The organism is Rhizobacter sp., assembly GCA_021153565.1.
Classification (GTDB): Bacteria; Pseudomonadota; Gammaproteobacteria; order Burkholderiales; family Burkholderiaceae_C; genus Albitalea.
Genome location: JAJKJU010000240.1, coordinates 1 through 15,806, shown reverse-complemented (window position 1 = coordinate 15,806; position 15,806 = coordinate 1). Strand labels below are relative to the sequence as shown.

The window sequence follows — 15,806 nt, the reverse complement described above, 5'->3', positions numbered from 1 at the left end:
CATCATGGCTACCGCCTCATCACTCGCACCGCCCGCGGGATCGCGCCTCGAGCAGCTCAAGGCGCAGCCGCGCAAGGCTGGCGAGGCCTCCTTCTTCTTCTATGACGCGCACTTCAGGAACGATGCGGTCAAGATCCTGCCCGGCGAGTATTTCGTCCACACCGAAGACTTGCTGATCATGACAACCCTGGGCTCGTGTATCGCCGCGTGCTTGTGGGACCGCAGCGCCCGCGTCGGCGGCATGAATCACTTCATGCTGCCCGATGGCGCAGGTGACTCGGGCCGCTACGGTTCGTATGCGATGGAATTGCTGATCAACGAGATGATGAAGCGCGGCGCCTCGCGGGTGAACATGGAAGCCAAGGTGTTCGGCGGCGGGCAAGTGATTGCGGGCATGAACTCGCTGAACGTCGGCCAGCGCAACACGAATTTCGTGATCGACTACTTGAAGACCGAGCGGATTCCGATCATGTCCAAGGATGTGTTGGACATTTACCCGCGCAAAGTGTGTTTCCTTCCGGCCAGCGGCAAGGCGATGGTCAAGCGTCTCGCATCGGCCAATGCCGAGGCCCTGGTGGCGCAAGACCGCGCCGCCGCGCAACGCGCGGTGCCTGCCAATACCGGCGGCGGTTCGGTCGATCTGTTCTGAGGGCTCGCAAATGAGTGCAAGAGAAGACAGTGTTGCCAAGACCCGCGTGGTGGTGGTCGATGATTCGGCGCTGGTGCGAAGCCTGCTCACCGAAATCATCAACCGCCAGCCCGACATGCAATGTGTGGGCGCGGCGGCTGATCCGTACGTGGCACGCGAGATGATTCGCACGCTCAACCCCGACGTCATCACGCTCGACATCGAAATGCCTCGCATGGACGGCATCGACTTCCTGTCGAAGCTGATGCGTCTGCGGCCAATGCCGGTGGTGATGGTGTCTACGCTGACCGAGCGTGGGGCTGACGTCACGCTGCGCGCGCTTGAACTCGGCGCCGTCGATTTCGTTGCCAAGCCGAAGATCGGTGTAGCCGATGGCTTGCGATTGCTGGCGCAGGACATCACGGAGAAGGTTCGCATCGCATCGAAGGCACATCTGCGTCGGGTGCATTTGGCGCCGGCCCACGATGCCGGCGCAGAGCCGGCTGCTGCGCGACCGTTGCCCTCCGTGGCCCACCTCGGGCGTCTATCGACCGAGAAGATCATCTTCATCGGCGCATCCACGGGCGGCACGGAAGCCACCAAGGAAGTACTGGTCAACCTGCCGCCTGACTCGCCGGCCGTCGTCATCACGCAGCACATGCCGCCGGGCTTCACCAAGAGTTATGCAGCGCGGCTCGACGGGCTGTGCAAGATCCGTGTTGCCGAAGCACGTGACGGTGACCGTATTCTTCCGGGCCACGCGTACATCGCGCCCGGTGGTTTTCATCTCAGCGTGGAACGCAGCGGTGCGAACTACATCGCCCGCGTGCAAGACGGCGAGCCGGTGAATCGGCACAAGCCGTCGGTCGAGGTGCTGTTCAAGTCCGCCGCCCGCGTGGTGGGGCCGAACGCCTTGGCGCTGATGCTCACGGGCATGGGTGCCGATGGCGCGAAAGCCATGAAAGAAATGCGCGACGCCGGCAGCTACAACTACGTGCAGGACGAAGCGAGCTGCGTCGTCTTCGGCATGCCTCGCGAAGCGATTGTTGCGGGAGCAGCGCACGAGGTGCTGCCTCTGACGCAGATCGCGCCGAAGCTGATCGAGCGGCTGAGAAGCACGTCCGGGATGTCGATCAATCGGATTTGATGGCTCGCACTCAAAAATGATCGCCAATGGCTGCGTGACGAACTCGTTTTAGCGCAAGACGCAGACAACGAGTACGCGATGGTCGATTCGACCATCGTGCGAGCCCACCAACACAGCTCGGGAGCAAAAGGGCACCGAAAAAGCAAGCCATCGGGCGCAAGGGGAAGGCCGATGAAGACGACAGTACGTCTGCGGTAGCATCGAGATCACCACAACACACACGCGGGCGCACAGCCCGTTCATGCGGGGGGAGGACTCCAATGTTTGTCGTTCACACCATCACACGCGGCGCTGTGACCATTGCGCTCTTGCTGGCCATGGGCTTTGCCAACGCCGAGCCCGACGAGGCGCGAAAGCAGGAAATCCAGGCTTCGGTACAGGCCGCGAAGGCGGTGACCGTCACTGGCCCGAGCGACATCAAGCTCGCCGGGCAGGCTGTGCTGAAGCTTCCCGCCGGTATGGAATTCGTGCCGCAACCCGCCGCGGGGCGGCTCATGCAGGCCATGGGCAACGGGTCTGACGATCGGCTGATTGGCCTCATCGAAGGCACCGGCGACGCGCAATGGCTGGTCATCGCCCGCTACGAACCCTCGGGCTACATCAAGGACGACGACGCCCGGGACTGGAACGTCGACGACCTTTTCAAGAGCCTCAAGGAAGGCACCGAAGCGGCCAACAAGCAGCGCACGGAAATGGGCTTCGCCCCGCTCGAGATCGTGGGCTGGGTGCAAAAGCCGAGCTATGACGCGTCCACGCATCGCCTCGTGTGGTCGATGGCGGCGCGCAAGCCCGGCGAAAGCGACGCTGAGCAAAGCGTCAACTACAACACCTATGCCCTGGGCCGCGAGGGCTATGTGTCGCTGAACCTCATCACCGCGCGTGCGTCGGTCGAGCGAGATAAGCCGGTGGCAAACACGCTGTTGTCGGCGCTGAAGTTCGATGACGGCAAGGCTTACCAGGACTTCAATTCGAGCACTGACAAGGTCGCCGAATACGGCATTGCCGCGCTGGTGGCCGGCGTGGCCGCGAAGAAGCTGGGGCTCATTGCCATCATCCTCGCGTTCGCGGCGAAGTTCGCGAAGGTGCTGCTGCTCGCAGGTGCCGGCGTGATTGCCGTCGTCACCAAGTTCTTCAAGCGCAAGGACACGGCGTGATCAAGCTGTTGGCCCTGCTGCTGTCGGGTGTCAAACTCGGCAAGCTGTTCACGACGGGCGGCACGATGCTGCTGTCGGTGGTCGTGTACGCCTTCGTCTGGGGGTGGCGCTACGCGGCCGGATTCGTCGCGCTCATCTTCGTGCACGAAATGGGACACTACATCGCAGCGCGGCAACGCGGGCTCGCTGTGGGGGCGCCGACCTTCATACCCTTCGTGGGCGCATGGATCGAGCTCAAGGATATGCCGCACGACGCCGAGACCGAAGCTTACGTGGGCATGGGCGGGCCGCTCTTGGGAACGGTGGGCGCCCTGGTGTGCTACTTCATCGCCCGCGACACGAACACCGACTGGCTGCTGGCGGTGGCGTACTCCGGCTTCTTCCTCAACCTCTTCAACCTGATTCCCATGACGCCACTGGACGGTGGCCGTATCACGCAAGTGATCTCGCCCTGGCTGTGGCTCGCGGGCGTGCCCATCCTGCTCGCGATGATGATCTGGAGCCCGAGTCCCATGCTCATCTTGATCGCCGTGCTGGCGGGGATGCAGTTGTGGACGGCATGGTCACATCGGCACGATCCGGCTGCGCAGGCGTATCGGATGGCGTCGATGGAAACGCGCATCGGCTACGCGGCGATGTATGTGGCGCTGGTGGGCTTCCTGGCGGTGATGACCTACGACGTTCACGAGATGCTTCAGACTGCCGCGAAGGTCCACGGACAGTCAACGTAGGGCGGGCAAAGCGAAGCGTGCCCACGCGGACCGTTGATCTGACTTGAATGGCAACCGCGTGGGCACGCTTCGCTTTGCCCACCCTACAGGAACAGCTCCTGAAGGTCACTGAGAAAGTCGAAGCCTTTCGGCGTCGGCTTCACCCACTGCCAATCCCGCTCGATCAAGCCTTTGTCTTCCGCACCCTTCAGCGCCGCCTGAATCGCTGAAATGGGCAAACCCGTTCGCTCGCTGAAACGCGCGAGTTCGAAGCCTTCTCGCAGCCGCAGCACGTTCAGCATGAACTCGAAAGGCAACTGATCGCGTGACACCTCTTCATCCTGCGCAATCGCAGCGCCGGCCAAGGCTTGGTCCATGTACTTCGCGGGGTCGCGGAAGCGAATCTGCCGCACGATCCGATGCGGAAAACTCAGCTTGCTGTGCGCGCCGGCACCAATGCCCAGGTAGTCGCCGAATTGCCAGTAGTTGAGGTTGTGCTGGCAGCGATGACCGGGCTTTGCGAACGCGGAAACCTCGTAGCGTTCCAGTCCCGCCTGCGCGGTCCGGTCGGCGATCAGGTCCAGCATGTCCGACGAGGTGTCGTCGTCCGGCACCGCCGGCGGATGCTTTGCGAAAAAGGTATTGGGCTCGATCGTCAGGTGATAGATCGACAGATGCGGCGGTGAAAACGACAGCGCCTGCTTCAGGTCGGCGTCGAGTTCGGCCAAAGTCTGCCCTGGTAGCGCGTACATGAGATCGAGGTTGAAAGTCTCGAACGCGCGACTGGCCTCCTCGAGCGCCGCCCTCGCCTGCGCGCCGTCATGTACGCGACCCAGGGCCTGGAGCTTCGCATCGTCGAAGCTTTGTACCCCGACGGAAAGACGCGTCACACCGGCTTGTCGGTAACCGCGAAAACGGCCGCGCTCGAAGGTGCCTGGATTGGCTTCAAGCGTGATCTCGCAAGCCGGTTCCAAGGGCAGGCGGGCGCGGACGTCGGTGATGAGCTGGTCAATACCCCCGGGCGAGAACAAGCTGGGCGTGCCGCCGCCGATGAAGATGCTGTGCACGCGTCGGCCCCAGATGAAAGGTAGTGCGGCTTCGAGGTCTGCACGCAACGCGCTCAAGTAGCGCGCCTCTGGCAGGCTGCCGGCTTGCTCATGCGAGTTGAAGTCGCAGTACGGGCACTTCTTGAGGCACCACGGCAGGTGCACGTACAGCGACAGCGGTGGCAGGGCCGCAAGACTCAGTGTTCCGGGGCGCATGTAGCGCGCGACCATGTCGCCACCAGCTTCGCCGGGCGTCACTGCATTCGCGATTCCAATCTCTTTCACAGTGAGGTCACTCAAGGTGCCACGCCTCACGCATGAGCGCGAGCATCTGCTGCGCCGCGATCGCGCGGTGACTGCGCTGGTTCTTCACTTCAGCGCTCAATTCAGCGACGGTCTGGTTGAGGACGGGGATGAACATCAAAGGGTCGTAACCGAAGCCACCTTCGCCACGCTGCACAGTGAGGATCACACCGTTCCATCGGCCGACCGCGACGAGCGGTTCGGGATCGTCGGCAGACCGAACGGCGACCAAGGTACTCACGAATCGGGCGCGACGATCTTCGACGCCCTGCAGGCGTTCGAGTAGCAGGCGGTTGTTGGCCGCATCCTGCAGAGCCCGCATACCTTCGCGTGATATTGGCTCCCCTCCCCCACCCGCCGGCGAAGGGCTGTGAGTGAGAGTTACCGCTTCCAGCGGAGCAAAGTTGGCAGATGCGACACCCGGTGCGCCACCCAACGCATCGACACACAAGCCGGAGTCATCGGAAATCGCCGGCCCGCCCGAATGCCGGGCGGCATGCCTCGCCTTCAGCAAGGCGTTTTCAACGAAGGTGATGTGTGGCTCTTCCGCCTCAGGAATGCCAAGTGCACCTTGATTGACGAATTCGAGTCCGAGGGGTGAGAACAAGGCTTGAAGCTCAGCGAGCTTCTTCGCATTGTTCGATGCGAGCACGAGCCGCATACCTATCTCGTATCCCGGGTGAACCCCGGGGATAGGCTCTTGGACCCTTCGGCACAACCCCGGGTTGCACTCAGAGTGCTGAGAGTTTTTCGATCATGCCCGCTCATCACGCCAAAAGCCCCCTGCTCGTCGTTGCAAATGCTCGCCATAGCAAGCTATGGCTGCGCTGCGCCTAGATCAGGCGCCTTTTGACGTGCTGCTCGGACACGTTCGAAATACTCCCAGCCTCTCAGGCGACGAATCCCGTTCACACGCCGAGCGCCTTGCGTTGCGCGGTAACGAGGTCGCGGATGCCCTTTTCCGCCAAATGCAACAGCAGCCCCATCTCATCGCGCGAAAACGCCGCACCTTCCGCCGTGCCCTGGACCTCAACGAAACCACCGGCCCCCGTCATCACGACATTCATGTCAGTGTCGCAAGCGGCATCCTCGACGTATTCAAGATCGAGCAATGGCGTGCCATCCACGATACCCACGGAAACCGCCGCCACGAAATCGCGGATCGGCGAGGCCTTGATCTTGTCTCGCGCAATCAAAAAGCTCACCGCGTCATGCGCCGCGACAAACGCACCAGTGATGGCGGCCGTGCGCGTCCCGCCGTCCGCCTGGATCACGTCACAGTCCAGTGAAATCGTGCGCTCACCCAGCGCCTCCAGGTCGAACACGCAGCGCAACGACCGCCCGATCAGGCGCTGGATCTCCTGCGTGCGCCCGCTCTGCTTGCCCTTGGCCGCCTCCCGATCGCTTCGCGTGTGCGTGGCGCGCGGCAGCATGCCGTACTCGGCAGTCACCCATCCCGTGCCCGAGCCGCGCTTGTGCGGGGGCACCTTCTCTTCCACTGACGCGGTGCACAGCACCTTGGTCTCGCCGAACTCCACCAGCACCGATCCTTCGGCATGCTTGGTGTAGCGGCGGGTGACAGTGACCGGACGCAATGCGTCAGCAGCACGGCCTTGCGTGCGAACAAAACTCATGAAAGAGCCTTTCAGTTTTTCTTTTGTGACGAGCGCCGAATGGCCTCGTTGATTTCCTTGATCGAGCGCTCGATTTCGGCGTCGTCAAGTTCGTCGGGCACATCCTGGCCCATCACGCTTGCCTGAATGGTCGAGGCGAATACCTCGTCACCCAGGGATTGCGTTGAAATGCCGGGGCCCTCCCTGTCGTCCGCGCTTTCCCATTCCATGGCGATCACGGAGACGTTGTCGCTCTTGGGACCGCCATTGCGCAGCGCCTGCTCGACCAACTCGGGCACGGCATCAGAAATCGGGTGACGCGCGAGTTGCTCGGTGATGCTGGCGTCGCTGACGCTGCCCCACAGGCCGTCGGAGCACAGCAGCAGTCGGTCGCGCGGTTGCAAGAGCAGCGGCCCCACGGTGTCGACCACCGGTTTTCCGGGGCTGCCCAGGCAGGTGAAGAGCACGTTTCGGTTGAAGCGCTCGCCCATCGGAACCACTTGGCTGAGCGTTTCCTGCAGTTCGGAATACGAATGGTCGCGGGTGCGGGCGATGAGCTTGTCGCCACGAACCATGTACAGCCGCGAATCGCCGCAATGGGCCCAGTAAGCCGCATTGCCTTGCAGCACGCAGGCCACCACCGTGGTGCGTGGGGTGTCGATCAGAGATTTCTGAGTGGCGTAGCGCAGCAGTTGATGGTGCCCGGCAATGATGGCTTCGTGCAGGAAGCGCAGCGGATCCGCCAGCGTCGGCTTGGAATCGCGCTGGAACATGGCCGCCAGAGTCTGAAGCGCCAGTTGCGAGGCGACTTCGCCCTCGGGGTGGCCGCCCATGCCGTCAGCAAGCGCGAACAGCCCCGAATCCCGCGTGTAGCAATAGCCCATGCGGTCTTCATTCTTCTCGCGGCCACCCTTTCGGCTGACCTGGTAGACCGAAAAGCGCATGGTCATGCTTTGGCGCTCGTCAAGTTTTCAAGCTGCAGTTTGAGCCGTTCGCTGAAACTGAGTTTGGTATAGCGCCGCTCGGTTTCGCGCGCCAGTTCTTTTTGCAGCGCGAACACACTTTGCGGGCGGGACAGCGGGTCAAGCGACATGCACCATTCCGTGACCTCGATGAGGTTGTCGGAATAGACATTTCGCAGCCGCGACAGGGACAGCGCCAGACGGTCTTTCTCGATCCGCTGCGGGGCGTCGTTGGGTGGGTAGCCCTGCATGCAGGCATAGATGCAGGCGCCAATGGCGTAGATGTCGGTCCAGGGGCCGAGCGTGCCGTCGCGGCGGTACATCTCGGGGGCCGCGAAGCCAGGGGTGTACATCGGCCGGATAAAGTTGCCTTCCTTGCTCAGCACTTCGCGCGCCGCGCCGAAGTCGAGTAGAACCGCCTTGTTGTCGTTGGTGATGAAGATGTTGGCCGGCTTGATGTCCAGGTGGAGCATCTTGTGCTGGTGCACGATGCGCAAGCCGCGCAGGATTTCATCGAACAGAGACCGGATGGTCGATTCGCGAAAGACCTTGTCGCGCTTCAGGTCGCGCGCGGTGACGATAAAGTCCTGCAGGGTGTCGCCCTGCAGGTAGTTCATCACCATGTAGACGGTTTCGTTCTCGCGGAAGAAGTTCAGCACCGAGACGACGCTTGCATGTGAAATTTGCGCGAGGCTGCGTCCTTCCTCGAAAAAACTCTTCAGCCCCAGCCGGTACAGTGGCTGCTTCTCGGGCTTCACGCGCGGAGTCAACTCGCCGGGGGAGCGTTCGGCAAGGGAAGAAGGCAGGTATTCCTTGAGCGCAACAAGATGGCGCTCAGAGTCTTCGGCGAGGTAGACCACGCCAAACCCCCCGGCTGCCAGCTTCTTGATGACCTGGTACCCGCCCACTACCGTGCCGGATGGCAACGGTGCGGGTTTCGGCTTTGACATAATCGAATTTTCAAGGGGCAAAAAGCTGCATGGCAGTCTACAGCATGACCGGTTATGCCACTGCCACCTCAGGCACTGGCCCCACCACCGAAACCGGCACTAATGCCGAAGGCCAAACAAGTCGGCCCGTCGGATCGGGAGCCGCGAGCGTGACGGTCGAAATCCGTTCCGTCAATGGCAGATTCCTGGATCTCAACTTCCGCATGCCCGACGAGCTGCGCTCGCTCGAGCCGGCGCTGCGCGACTTGCTGTCTACGTCGTTGCGACGCGGAAAGATCGAGGTTCGCCTCAATACCAGGACCGAAAGCGACAACGCCTGGCCGCAGCCGCAGCCCGAACAGCTCAATCGGCTGAGCGGGTTGGAAAGCACCATTCAGGGCTGGATGCCAAAGGCCCAGCCGCTGTCGGTTCACGAGGTGTTGCAGTGGTGCAAAGGCGGCGGCATCACCGAACGTCTGGACGAAGTCGCCCTCTATGCCGCCAAGCGTGCGATTGTCGGATTGACCGAGGCACGGGAACGTGAAGGCACCCGGTTGGTCGCGGTGCTGATGGAACGGGTCAAGCGCCTGCGCGAACTTGCCGCCGAAGCAGAGCCGCTGGTGCCTGCCGTCGTCCAGAAGCAGCAGCAGAAGTTCCTGGAGCGCTGGAAAGAAGCGCTGGAAGTGACCGGCGCGGCGCAGACGATTTCCGAAGACACGCTCAAGGAGCGAGCGATCAACGAAGCCGCCGCCTACGCGATCCGCATCGACGTCGCCGAGGAGCTGGCCCGGCTGCGCGCCCATCTGGACGAAATCATCCGCCTGTTGAACAAGGGCGGCGAAGTCGGCAAGCGCCTTGACTTTCTGATCCAAGAGTTACTTCGCGAAGCGAACACCCTCGGTTCCAAGGCATCGAGCCTTGAGTTGACCAACATTTCTGTCGAAATGAAGGTGGCAGTCGAGCAATTGCGAGAGCAGGTGCAGAACCTCGAATAAAGACACTCATGGAATACCCCGGCAATCTCTTCGTCGTGGCTGCACCGAGCGGTGCGGGCAAATCGAGCCTCGTGAAATCGCTGCTCGAAATCGACTCGCACCTCGTTGTCTCGATCTCGCACACCACCCGCAAGCCGCGTGGGCAGGAGCAGGATGGGCGCGAATACCACTTCATCGCCGAAGCCACCTTCCGCGAAATGATCGCGTCGGGTGAATTCTTCGAGTGGGCGGAGGTGCACGGCAACCTCTACGGCACCTCCCGCACCCAGGTGCAGGAGCGCGTGGCAGGCGGGCAGGACGTCGTGCTTGAAATCGATTGGCAGGGCGCGGTCCAGATCAAAGAGCTCTTTCCGAATGCCGTGCTGATCTTCATCTTGCCGCCGAGCTTCGAGGAACTGGCCCAGCGCCTGAACCGTCGCGGGGAGGACCATCCCGAGGTGATCGCCCAGCGCTTGGCGAATGCGCGCCACGAGGTAGCGCAGGCCAAGCACTTCGACTTCGTTATAATCAACGGCTTATTCGAAACGGCCGTTTTCGATCTGAAAACCGTCGTTCACTCCCAGCGCCTCAAGTACGTCGCCCAGCTTCGCAGCAAGCCAAGCGTCTTCCAGGCTCTGGACCTCAGCTAGAAATTCACTAAGTTTGGAGTTTTGCTCATGGCCCGCATTACCGTTGAAGACTGCCTGGTGAAGATTCCGAACCGATTTCAGCTCGTTCTCGCCGCCACCTACCGTGCTCGCATGCTGAGCCAAGGTCACGCGCCGAAGATCGAAACCAAGAACAAGCCCGGCGTGACCGCCCTGCGCGAAATTGCCGCCGGCGAAGTCGGCATCGAAATGTTGCGCAAAGTTCCGGTCTGAATTCAGCCCCGTCGCACGCTCCATGCGCTTTTCAAGAAACGGCCCTCCGGGGCCGTTTTGTTTTGATGCGGGTATGCGCTTTGTCGGATCACTGTTAGCCCGGGATGCGATGCAGCACTTTCCAAGATAAATTCGGAACATGGTTTCTCGCATCGCCGCCGCCATCAAGGAGCTCGCCAGCCCCGCGAGCCGCCGCTTTGCAGCGCAGGCCCCAACTCCGAAAGACGACGCCGCCGCAGCCTCCTTCGCGGCGCTGACTCACAAGCTCGACTACCTCGACACCGCCGACATCAAGCGCGTCCGCGAAGCTTACCGCTTCGCCGACGAGGCGCATTTGGGCCAGTTCCGCGCCAGCGGCGAACCCTACATCACCCACCCCATCGCTGTCGCCGGCCTGTGCGCCGACTGGAAGCTCGACGCGCAAGCCATCATGGCCGCGTTGATGCACGACGCGATGGAAGACTGCGGCGTGACCAAGGCGGAGCTGATCGAGCGATTCGGCGCGCCGACCGCCGACTTGGTTGACGGCCTCACCAAGTTGGACAAGCTGCAGTTCTCGACCCGAGAAGAATCGCAGGCCGAGTCCTTTCGCAAGATGCTCCTGGCGATGGCGCGCGATGTGCGTGTCATCCTCGTCAAGCTGGCCGACCGACTGCACAACATGCGCACGATGGAGGCGATGGCGCCTGCCAAGCGCACACGCATCGCACGCGAAACGCTCGATATCTACGCGCCGATTGCCCACCGGCTGGGCTTGAACCAGACGTATCGCGAGTTGCAGGAGCTGTCTTTCCAGCACTTGCGGCCCTGGCGTCATGCTGCACTGTCGAAAGCCGTTCAGAAGGCAAGGGGCTATCGGCGCGACATCGTCGATCGCATCCAGCGCGAAGTCGAGAAGGCCTTTGCGCAGCCCAAGCTTCAAAGCCAAGTCTTCGGGCGCGAGAAAACGCTGTTCTCCATCTACAGGAAGATGCGCGAGAAGCACCTGACCTTTGCGCAGGTGAACGACATCTTCGGCTTTCGCATCGTCGTGCACACGCTGCCGGAGTGCTACTTGGCGCTTGGCGTGCTTCACCAACTCTACAAGCCCGTGCCTGGCCGCTTCAAGGATTACATCGCGATTCCGAAGGCCAACGGCTACCAGTCGCTGCACACGACGCTTGTGAGCCCGCTGGGCACGGCAGTCGAATTCCAGATCCGCACCGAGCAGATGCACGCGGTGGCCGAAAAGGGAATTGCCGCGCACTGGCTTTACAAGACCAAGGGCGGCGGTCCTGCCCATGTGCAGGAAGCGCAGCGCCTGGGCGCGATGTGGTTGCAGTCGCTCATCGACATCCAGGATGAAACGCGCGATGCGAGCGAATTCCTCGAGCACGTCAAAATCGACCTTTTTCCGGACGCCGTCTACGTGTTCACTCCGAAGTCAAAGATCCTCGCCTTGCCGCGCGGCGCGACACCAGTGGACTTCGCCTACGCGATTCACTCGGACGTAGGCGACCATTGCGTGGCGGCAAAGGTCAATGGCGAGCCGGTGGCTTTACGCACCGAATTGCGCAGCGGAGACGTGATCGAGATCGTCAGCGCGCCTGGGGCGAAACCGAACCCGGCCTGGCTCAACTTCGTTCGCACCGGGCGTGCGCGTTCGAAGATTCGCCATTACCTGAAGACGATGGAGCAAGAGGAATCGCAGGAACTCGGCTCCAAAATGCTTTCGCAGGCGCTGCGCGCCGAAGGTTTATCAATGCCGGGCGACGACACGCCCGAATCGGCCGTGTGGCAGCAGTTGACGCGCTGGAGCGGCAATCGCAGCCGCGAAGAACTGCTGATCGATATCGGTTTGGGCCGCAAGATTGCCACCATCGTCGCCAAGCGGCTCGCACGTTTGCTTGCTGAACATGGCACCAAGCCCGACGCCGTCATGCTGTCGATGGGCCGCTACAGCCGGGGAGATGGCGAACATGTTCAAGACATGGTGCAGATCGACGGTGCAGAAGGCGCGTCGGTGCAAATGGCCCCGTGTTGCCGTCCGATTCCAGGCGACGCAATCGTCGGCTATCTCGGCCGCGGTGAAGGCCTGGTCGTGCACACCGCCGAATGTGGCGTTGGCAAACGACTTTATGAGCGCGACAGCGAGCGTTGGATGAATGTCGAGTGGGCCGAGCAGCCCACTCGGCCTTTCGAGACTGGCGTGATGGTGCTGCTGAAGAACGGCAAGGGTGTTCTGGCCGAAGTGGCGGCTGCGGTTTCTGCATCGGAGGCGGACATCACGCACATAGACATGGGCGACGAGCCGCCCGCGCTGGCGGCGGAGCTGCGCTTGCTATTGAGCGTGCGCGATCGGCTGCATCTGGCCGATGTGATGCGGACCCTGAAACGATCGGGGCGGGTACTGCGGGTGGCCCGGGTCAAGCCTTGATTTTGTGTTGTAGTCCGGCATCACCGTTACGCGGCGCAGCTTCGGCGTTTCACCCTGAGGTTCACCCGGGCGAACTCGCTGTCGGATATTCGACTTCGATGACTTCAATTTTTTCGACGCCACCCGGGGTCACCAGCGACACCTCGTCCCCCACCCTCGCCTTCAACAAGGCCCGCGAGATCGGCGCAATCCAGCTCACTTCGCCTTGGCTGCTGTCGGACTCGTCGATGCCTTTGATGGTGATCGTGCGCTCGTCCCCGTTCTGATTGGAGTACGTCACCTTCGCACCGAAGAAGACCTGATCTCGCCCGTGATGCGCAGACGGGTCCACGACCTCGGCAATGTCGAGACGCTTGGTGAGAAACCGAATCCGGCGATCAATTTCACGAAGCCGTTTCTTGCCGTAGAGATAGTCGCCGTTTTCCGAACGGTCGCCGTTTTTAGCGGCCCACGACACCACCTCCACGACTTTCGGCCGCTCGACGTCCAGCAGCGTCATCAACTCCTCACGCAGACGCGCATAACCCGCCGGCGTGACGTAGTTCTTGGTGCCTGACGGGAGGGCCGGCAACGTGATGTCGCCGTCATCGTCGTCGCCATCTGCATCGCTTTCGCGTGTGAATGCCTTATTCATCCTGGAACCGATTTTCACCCCTTTGCGGCGACCATGGGGCACGCAAAGGGCATCGGCAAGACGGCAAGCAAGGCGCAAGGAGCCGCCCTTCGTTCGCGGGTTGCCCGTTGCAGCCACCCGACGGCGGTCAGCTCCGAATAAGCAACACCACTTACATTTTGACCGAATTGGCAGGCCATCCACGTGCTGGACGACCAGACCGCCGACGCCGCCTTGCACGACCAAGCCGGCGCCGCGCTGAACAAACTCATGGGCCGAGCCAACTTCACGGGCGTATGGGAGCTTCCATGGGCAGGCAAAAACGTTGAAGGCCGCAGTGGATTTTCCGGCCAGGTACGCTGGGGCGTCATCCTCCCGAGCAATCCTTCTGGATGCAATTTGCAATAGTGAGATGCAAGTAGTTCTGCGAAAGAACCGGCCTCCGAAAGTCAATTGAAAGGACCAAAGGCCGGCCCTAACTTTCCCGCCTTTGCCCCGCCCTCCCAGGGGCAAATTTTCATTTCATACACCTCACCCAAGATTGGATGGAAGGATCATGTCGAGCGCAGTTCTCCACTACATCTATGACCCCCTGTGCGGATGGTGCTACGGCGCGGCACCACTGGTGGCTGCCGCGCGCGATATCGTCAGCGTGCGCGCTCACGGCGGCGGCATGATGGCCGGCAGCAACCGTCGACAGGTCTCGCCGCAGTTGCGCAACTTCGTGGCGCCTCATGATCGGCGCATCGCCGAAGTCAGCGGCCAGGCATTCGGCGAGCGCTATACCAACGGGCTTCTGCTCGATTCATCGGCAGTCTTCGACTCCGAACCACCGATCTCCGCCGTGCTGGCTGCCGATCAGCTGGCATCGCGAGGCCTGGACATGCTGTCGCGACTGCAGTTGGCTCACTTCGTCGAAGGACAACGCATTGCCGACAGACCTGTACTCGCAGCCCTGGCCAAGGAACTGGGCCTCGGTACCCGGGACTTCCTGCGGGTTCTCGAGCAGATCGAAGGCGAGGCAACGCAACTTCATATTCGCAACAGCCGTGCGCTGCTCCAGCGGCTCGGCACCCAAGGCTTCCCGACCTTTGCTCTGGAACAGGACGGTCGTTTCCACCACATCGACATCGGCGACCATCTCGGCCACCCAGAGCAATGGCAGGCTTGGCTGCGTACACAGGTGCCGGCAAATACCGCCCCCTTGCCTGCCGGCTCGCCCTTTACGTCGTGCTCACCAGACGGCTGCGACAACCGGACGACGCTCCAGCAGCACGGGCGGGGGGAAGCGCCGGGACGGTAGCGCATGGCGGGCCCGGTCGGTGTCGCGCAGGTGCCGCGACTGCAGTCTGACCTCTATTACTAAGCGGCCGCATGCATCGCCGAGTTGTCTAACATTTCGAGGAACATGATCGGAGATCCTCGGCTCCGCGCCAGCTGCCAAAACGCGCGCGATGCGGCCCTCCCCCGCCGCCGGTGATGCCGACATGCAGCGTCACCGGACCGTTGTAGTTGAACGCCAGATTGCCCCCGTGCAGGTTGATGTAAGCGTTCTTCTTGCCGAGCGGCGGGGCCACTTCGGCCGGCGACGGGGCCGACGGCAGGAAGAACTTCGCATGGGTGCCGTCGCCCCACTGCACAGTCCCAGCACCGCGTTCGATGTTGATGCCGCGGTAGCTGGCGTCGTTGCCGTTGACGGCATTGGTTCTTCGCGAAGTTCAGGCTCGGGTCGCTGAGCCCCGGGTTGACCGAGTTCGGCTGGTTGTGCGGGCTGTTGCCCGTGTGGCTGTAGACGCCGGACATCACGATCGTCGATGGACCGATCGCATGGAAGTTGATGTCGTTGCCATAGGCCGCTTCGTAGATGCCCTGCGTCACGGTGACGACACTGCCCGGCGGGCTCCAGACCAGCCACGAGCCTTCGTTCAGAACGGCCTTAACTGGTCATTAGCAAACCGCACGAGGCGCGGAATCGCCATCGAGCCACTACGTTTAAGAACATTCTCGTTTGCAATAGTTACCAAGCCCGTCGCATGACCTGACGGAACTTGTCCCGCCTGCGCCGAATTGTGAAATTCATTACGTTCACATCACGTTCCGCATAACAACTTGCGGCCCTGCGCATGGCATGCCCTTTGCGTCCGGCGTTCCCCATCGAAAGGTTCATTGGGGAGCAGACGTGCACAAAACGAGTGGGAGCGATGCGGCGCCGAAGACGGCGTCGCGCAACTGGCGTATCGCCGGATGTCTGGTGCTGATAGCGGCCGTGGCGGCTTGCGGCGGCGGTGGCGGCGCTGGCGACGGCTCCAGCCAGCAATCGCCAGCGCCAGCGCCAGTGCCATCGCCATCGCCATCGCCATCGCCATCGCCATCGCGCGTGATGCTCTCGAGCGCCTGGTGAACGGCGTTGATCTGCATATCGAGCGTATC

16 protein-coding genes and 2 pseudogenes are annotated in these 15,806 nt (G+C 62.0%); 10 read left to right on the top strand and 8 right to left on the bottom strand.

The window, feature by feature from the left end:
* Positions 1-4 precede the first annotated feature (4 nt).
* The 5 genes and pseudogenes from cheD (at position 5) to AC30NL_RS15420 (ending at position 3,660) form a co-directional block, all read left to right on the top strand.
* Positions 5-649, top strand: coding sequence for a chemoreceptor glutamine deamidase CheD (gene cheD / locus AC30NL_RS15440; protein ID WP_489464882.1), 645 nt, complete (start codon positions 5-7; stop codon positions 647-649).
* 10 nt (positions 650-659) lie between these two features.
* Positions 660-1,775, top strand: a complete 1,116-nt coding sequence (locus AC30NL_RS15435) for a protein-glutamate methylesterase/protein-glutamine glutaminase (RefSeq protein ID WP_489464881.1) — start codon at positions 660-662, stop codon at positions 1,773-1,775.
* 48 nt (positions 1,776-1,823) lie between these two features.
* Positions 1,824-1,904 (top strand): annotated as a pseudogene (locus tag AC30NL_RS15430) (IS5/IS1182 family transposase); the annotation flags it as partial.
* A gap of 131 nt (positions 1,905-2,035) precedes the next feature.
* Positions 2,036-2,929 (top strand): DUF2167 domain-containing protein, encoded by an 894-nt coding sequence (locus tag AC30NL_RS15425; RefSeq protein WP_489464880.1) that lies wholly within the window; start codon positions 2,036-2,038, stop codon positions 2,927-2,929.
* Positions 2,926-3,660, top strand: a complete 735-nt coding sequence (locus AC30NL_RS15420; RefSeq protein WP_489464879.1) for a site-2 protease family protein — start codon at positions 2,926-2,928, stop codon at positions 3,658-3,660. Before AC30NL_RS15425 ends, AC30NL_RS15420 begins: the two co-directional genes overlap by 4 nt.
* Positions 3,661-3,743: 83 nt before the next feature.
* On the opposite strand, the gene hemW is transcribed toward AC30NL_RS15420, so the two are convergent.
* The 5 genes from hemW to AC30NL_RS15395 form a co-directional block, all read right to left on the bottom strand.
* The gene (gene hemW / locus AC30NL_RS15415) at positions 3,744-4,916 is read right to left on the bottom strand and encodes a radical SAM family heme chaperone HemW (protein ID WP_489464902.1); all 1,173 of its coding nucleotides are present in this window, start codon (positions 4,914-4,916) and stop codon (positions 3,744-3,746) included.
* Between the two features lie 61 nt (positions 4,917-4,977).
* Positions 4,978-5,649, bottom strand: coding sequence for an RdgB/HAM1 family non-canonical purine NTP pyrophosphatase (gene rdgB, locus AC30NL_RS15410; protein ID WP_489464878.1), 672 nt, complete (start codon positions 5,647-5,649; stop codon positions 4,978-4,980).
* Between the two features lie 247 nt (positions 5,650-5,896).
* Positions 5,897-6,622, bottom strand: coding sequence for a ribonuclease PH (rph, locus tag AC30NL_RS15405; protein ID WP_489464877.1), 726 nt, complete (start codon positions 6,620-6,622; stop codon positions 5,897-5,899).
* An 11-nt stretch (positions 6,623-6,633) separates the two neighbouring features.
* Entirely contained in the window at positions 6,634-7,545 is a 912-nt protein-coding gene (locus tag AC30NL_RS15400; RefSeq protein WP_489464901.1) for a PP2C family protein-serine/threonine phosphatase, read from the bottom strand.
* A 2-nt stretch (positions 7,546-7,547) separates the two neighbouring features.
* Positions 7,548-8,513, bottom strand: a complete 966-nt coding sequence (locus tag AC30NL_RS15395; RefSeq protein ID WP_489464876.1) for a serine/threonine protein kinase — start codon at positions 8,511-8,513, stop codon at positions 7,548-7,550.
* A 29-nt stretch (positions 8,514-8,542) separates the two neighbouring features.
* Here AC30NL_RS15395 and AC30NL_RS15390 point away from each other — a divergent pair, with 29 nt between their 5' ends.
* From AC30NL_RS15390 to AC30NL_RS15375, 4 genes are all read left to right on the top strand, one after another.
* Positions 8,543-9,487, top strand: coding sequence for a YicC/YloC family endoribonuclease (locus tag AC30NL_RS15390; protein ID WP_489464875.1), 945 nt, complete (start codon positions 8,543-8,545; stop codon positions 9,485-9,487).
* Between the two features lie 8 nt (positions 9,488-9,495).
* On the top strand, positions 9,496-10,116 hold the full coding sequence (gmk, locus tag AC30NL_RS15385) for a guanylate kinase (RefSeq protein WP_489464874.1): 621 nt from the start codon (positions 9,496-9,498) through the stop codon (positions 10,114-10,116).
* Between the two features lie 27 nt (positions 10,117-10,143).
* Positions 10,144-10,347, top strand: a complete 204-nt coding sequence (gene rpoZ / locus AC30NL_RS15380; RefSeq protein WP_054155240.1) for a DNA-directed RNA polymerase subunit omega — start codon at positions 10,144-10,146, stop codon at positions 10,345-10,347.
* A 139-nt stretch (positions 10,348-10,486) separates the two neighbouring features.
* Positions 10,487-12,763 carry a RelA/SpoT family protein gene (locus AC30NL_RS15375; RefSeq protein WP_489464873.1) on the top strand — a complete coding sequence of 759 codons (2,277 nt, stop codon included), beginning with the start codon at positions 10,487-10,489 and terminating at the stop codon, positions 12,761-12,763.
* A 61-nt stretch (positions 12,764-12,824) separates the two neighbouring features.
* Here AC30NL_RS15375 and greB read toward each other — a convergent pair whose 3' ends face one another.
* Positions 12,825-13,397 (bottom strand): transcription elongation factor GreB, encoded by a 573-nt coding sequence (gene greB / locus AC30NL_RS15370; RefSeq protein ID WP_489464900.1) that lies wholly within the window; start codon positions 13,395-13,397, stop codon positions 12,825-12,827.
* Positions 13,398-13,932: 535 nt separating this feature from the next.
* Here greB and AC30NL_RS15365 point away from each other — a divergent pair.
* Positions 13,933-14,679, top strand: coding sequence for a DsbA family protein (locus tag AC30NL_RS15365; protein ID WP_489464872.1), 747 nt, complete (start codon positions 13,933-13,935; stop codon positions 14,677-14,679).
* 88 nt (positions 14,680-14,767) lie between these two features.
* Here the strand turns inward: AC30NL_RS15365 and AC30NL_RS15360 are convergent, their stop codons facing one another.
* Both AC30NL_RS15360 and AC30NL_RS15355 read right to left on the bottom strand, forming a co-directional pair.
* Positions 14,768-15,016, bottom strand: a complete 249-nt coding sequence (locus AC30NL_RS15360) for a hypothetical protein (protein ID WP_489464871.1) — start codon at positions 15,014-15,016, stop codon at positions 14,768-14,770.
* A gap of 523 nt (positions 15,017-15,539) precedes the next feature.
* Positions 15,540-15,806, bottom strand: a pseudogene (locus tag AC30NL_RS15355) (hypothetical protein); the annotation flags it as partial.

Bases quoted from the DNA above. Each gene is read 5' to 3' on its own strand.
- AC30NL_RS15390 (WP_489464875.1), top strand. From the start codon at position 8,543: ATGGCAGTCTACAGCATGACCGGTTATGCCACTGCCACCTCAGGCACT.
- greB (WP_489464900.1), bottom strand. From the start codon at position 13,397: ATGAATAAGGCATTCACACGCGAAAGCGATGCAGATGGCGACGACGAT.
- AC30NL_RS15375 (WP_489464873.1), top strand. From the start codon at position 10,487: ATGGTTTCTCGCATCGCCGCCGCCATCAAGGAGCTCGCCAGCCCCGCG.
- rpoZ (WP_054155240.1), top strand. From the start codon at position 10,144: ATGGCCCGCATTACCGTTGAAGACTGCCTGGTGAAGATTCCGAACCGA.
- rph (WP_489464877.1), bottom strand. From the start codon at position 6,622: ATGAGTTTTGTTCGCACGCAAGGCCGTGCTGCTGACGCATTGCGTCCG.
- AC30NL_RS15400 (WP_489464901.1), bottom strand. From the start codon at position 7,545: ATGCGCTTTTCGGTCTACCAGGTCAGCCGAAAGGGTGGCCGCGAGAAG.
- AC30NL_RS15435 (WP_489464881.1), top strand. From the start codon at position 660: ATGAGTGCAAGAGAAGACAGTGTTGCCAAGACCCGCGTGGTGGTGGTC.
- cheD (WP_489464882.1), top strand. From the start codon at position 5: ATGGCTACCGCCTCATCACTCGCACCGCCCGCGGGATCGCGCCTCGAG.
- AC30NL_RS15425 (WP_489464880.1), top strand. From the start codon at position 2,036: ATGTTTGTCGTTCACACCATCACACGCGGCGCTGTGACCATTGCGCTC.
- hemW (WP_489464902.1), bottom strand. From the start codon at position 4,916: ATGGTCGCGCGCTACATGCGCCCCGGAACACTGAGTCTTGCGGCCCTG.
- AC30NL_RS15395 (WP_489464876.1), bottom strand. From the start codon at position 8,513: ATGTCAAAGCCGAAACCCGCACCGTTGCCATCCGGCACGGTAGTGGGC.
- rdgB (WP_489464878.1), bottom strand. From the start codon at position 5,649: ATGCGGCTCGTGCTCGCATCGAACAATGCGAAGAAGCTCGCTGAGCTT.
- AC30NL_RS15365 (WP_489464872.1), top strand. From the start codon at position 13,933: ATGTCGAGCGCAGTTCTCCACTACATCTATGACCCCCTGTGCGGATGG.
- gmk (WP_489464874.1), top strand. From the start codon at position 9,496: ATGGAATACCCCGGCAATCTCTTCGTCGTGGCTGCACCGAGCGGTGCG.